Here is a 2,545-nt window from a genome sequence, read left to right as displayed (position 1 = left end):
GTCATCGCCAGCAGCAGGGCCATGCCCGCCGTGACGAGCCGGGACGCCCAGGCGACCGTCTCCGGCTTCAGCCTCAGCCCCGTCACCAGGCGGTGCAGCGCCACCGGCCCCGTCAGCGCCGTCATGGCGCCGACACCGCACAGCACGCACACCAGGTACAGCAGCCGGTCCGTGCCCCGCAGGTGCCCGAACGCGGGGGTGAACGCCACCGCGAGGAGGAACGCCAGCAGGAGCTGCACGGCGGTCAGGACGACGCGCACCTCGTGCATCAGCTCAAGCCACAGCCGGTCGGCGCGCTCGTCACAGGTCTCCTGGCGCTCCCCCACGTTCGAGGCCCGGGCGATCACGGCGCACCGCCGCGGGCCGGGCCCCCCGGAACCATGTCCATCGTGTCCATGGCCGCCACCTGGGACACCTCCTGAGGTTGCGCGTGCCCCCCGGCCGGTCCCGGCCGGGGGGCACGTCGTACGGGGCGCGATGGGTCAGGTGCCGTGGCGGCGGCCGCGCAGCGAGTCGCCGACTCCGCGCACGGTCTGGTCGGCCTTGCCCGCGGCTTCCTCCGCCTTGCCCTTGGCCTGGTCGACCTTGCCCTCGGCCTTCATCCGGTCGTTGCCGGACACCTTGCCGATGGTTTCCTTCGCCTTGCCCTTGGCCTGCTCCATCTTGCCCTTGGCCTTCTCAGCCATCGCGAACTCCTTTCGAGAGCCTCGACCTGCGCCTGCCCAGCTTCCGCCGTCCGAACCCGATCGGGTGGAACCGGACGCCGACGCGTTGCGGCGCACCCCCGGCCGGTTAGACGCCAAGGGACGGGGGATCCGCGAGGAGAGGCAGGCGCTTCGTCATGGACGGCCAGGAGGCCACGCACTCGCAGGTCACGCTCCACGTCAACGGCGAACGGCACGCGCTCGACCTGGACCACCGCACGACCCTGCTCGACGCGCTGCGCGAGCGGCTGGACCTCACCGGGGCCAAGAAGGGCTGCGACCACGGCCAGTGCGGGGCGTGCACGGTCCTCGTCGACGGCCGGCGCCTCAACAGCTGCCTGCTGCTCGCCGTCGCCCAGGACGGCGCACAGGTCACCACCGTCGAGGGACTCATTGGGGACGACGGCCGCCCGCACCCCCTCCAGGAGGCGTTCGTCGCCCGCGACGCCCTCCAGTGCGGCTTCTGCACCCCCGGCCAGCTCTGCTCGGCCCTCGGGATGCTCGCAGAACTCGCGGCGGAGGGCGCGGAGGCGACCCGCGAGGCCGTCGCCGAGCGCCTCAGCGGCAACCTGTGCCGCTGCGGCGCCTACCCGCGGATCGTCGACGCCGTACGGGACGTGATCACGTGAAGCCCTTCCGCTACGTCCGCCCCGCGAGCCTCGCCGACGCGGCCGAGGCCCACGGCGGCCGGCCCGGCTCCGCCTACCTGGCCGGCGGCACCAACCTCGTCGACCTCATGAAGCTCGGCGTCGAACGGCCCGACACCCTCGTGGACGTCGCCCGGCTGCTTCCCGCCGGGGTCGAGGCCACCACCTCGGGCGGCGTGCGCGTCGGCGCCGGAGTCCGCGGCACCGACCTCGCCGCACACCCCCTCGCCGGGGCCCGCTGCCCGGTCCTGGCCCAGGCCCTGCTGTCGGGCGCCTCGGGACAGCTGCGCAACGCCGCGACGACCGGCGGCAACCTGCTCCAGCGGACCCGCTGCGGCTACTTCCAGGACCTGTCCAAACCCTGCAACAAGCGCGACCCCGGCAGCGGCTGCGCGGCCCTCGACGGCGTCAACCGCGAACACGCGGTGCTCGGCCACTCCCCGCTCTGCGTCGCCACCCACCCCTCCGACCTCGCGGTGGCGCTCAGCGCCCTGGACGCCGAGGTGGAGGTCACCGGCGCCGACGGCATCCGCACGGTGCCGCTCGACGGCTTCCTGCGACTGCCCGGGGAACACCCGGAACAGGACACGACCCTGCGGCACGGCGAACTCGTCACCGCGGTCCTGCTGCCGCCCGGAGCCTTCGGCGCGCCCTCCGCGTACCGCAAGGCCCGCGACCGGGCCTCGTACGCCTTCGCGCTCGCCTCGGTGGCGGCGGTCCTGGAGACCCGGGACGGCATGGTGTCCCGGATCGCGCTCGCCTTCGGCGGGCTGGCGCACCGGCCCTGGCGGGCCCGGGTGGCCCAGGAGCGCCTGCTGGGGGAGCGGCCCACGCCCGAGGCCGTCCGCGCTGCCGTGGACGCCGAACTCGCAGCGGCCCGCCCGCTGCGCGACAACGCCTTCAAGGTGCTCCTCGCCGGTAACCTCGCCCGCGACGTACTGGCAGGGCTCGCCGGGCCCGCGCGGGACTGAACCCCGCCGACCGGACCGGTGGCGACAGGAAACCGGGCGGGGAGCGACAGAAGGAGGAGACGGACCATGGAAGGCACCCCCGCGCTCGGCTCGCCCGCCACCCGGCGGGAAGCCGCGCTGAAGGTCACCGGCGCCGCCCGCTACGCCGCCGACCACACCCCGCCCGGCTGCCTGTACGCCTGGCCGGTGCCCGCCACCGAAACCGCCGGCCGGGTGGTGCGCG

The 2,545-nt window shown here is 74.8% G+C and carries 4 protein-coding genes; 2 read left to right on the top strand and 2 right to left on the bottom strand.

Features of this window, described 5'->3' with window-relative positions; all coding sequences use genetic code 11:
- A partial coding sequence (locus tag SSNG_RS41670) for a DUF6328 family protein (protein ID WP_128636830.1) occupies window positions 1-347 on the bottom strand: 347 nt, incomplete at its 3' end.
- Between the two features lie 135 nt (window positions 348-482).
- Entirely contained in the window at window positions 483-686 is a 204-nt protein-coding gene (locus SSNG_RS01935) for a CsbD family protein (RefSeq protein WP_042800392.1), read from the bottom strand.
- Between the two features lie 155 nt (window positions 687-841).
- Here SSNG_RS01935 and SSNG_RS01930 point away from each other — a divergent pair, with 155 nt between their 5' ends.
- The gene (locus SSNG_RS01930) at window positions 842-1,333 is read left to right on the top strand and encodes a 2Fe-2S iron-sulfur cluster-binding protein (protein ID WP_007262100.1); all 492 of its coding nucleotides are present in this window, start codon (window positions 842-844) and stop codon (window positions 1,331-1,333) included.
- The gene (locus tag SSNG_RS01925) at window positions 1,330-2,322 is read left to right on the top strand and encodes a xanthine dehydrogenase family protein subunit M (protein ID WP_007262099.1); all 993 of its coding nucleotides are present in this window, start codon (window positions 1,330-1,332) and stop codon (window positions 2,320-2,322) included. The genes SSNG_RS01930 and SSNG_RS01925 overlap by 4 nt, the downstream gene beginning before the upstream one ends.
- The last annotated feature ends 223 nt before the right edge of the window (window positions 2,323-2,545 follow it).

The organism is Streptomyces sp. C (assembly GCF_000158895.1).
Lineage (GTDB): Bacteria > Actinomycetota > Actinomycetes > Streptomycetales > Streptomycetaceae > Streptomyces > Streptomyces racemochromogenes.
Note: the sequence above shows the minus strand (reverse complement) of the source record. Positions and strands in the feature narration are given on the sequence as shown.

Coding starts and splice junctions, on each gene's coding strand:
- SSNG_RS01935 (WP_042800392.1), bottom strand. CDS start 686: ATGGCTGAGAAGGCCAAGGGCAAGATGGAGCAGGCCAAGGGCAAGGCG.
- SSNG_RS01930 (WP_007262100.1), top strand. CDS start 842: ATGGACGGCCAGGAGGCCACGCACTCGCAGGTCACGCTCCACGTCAAC.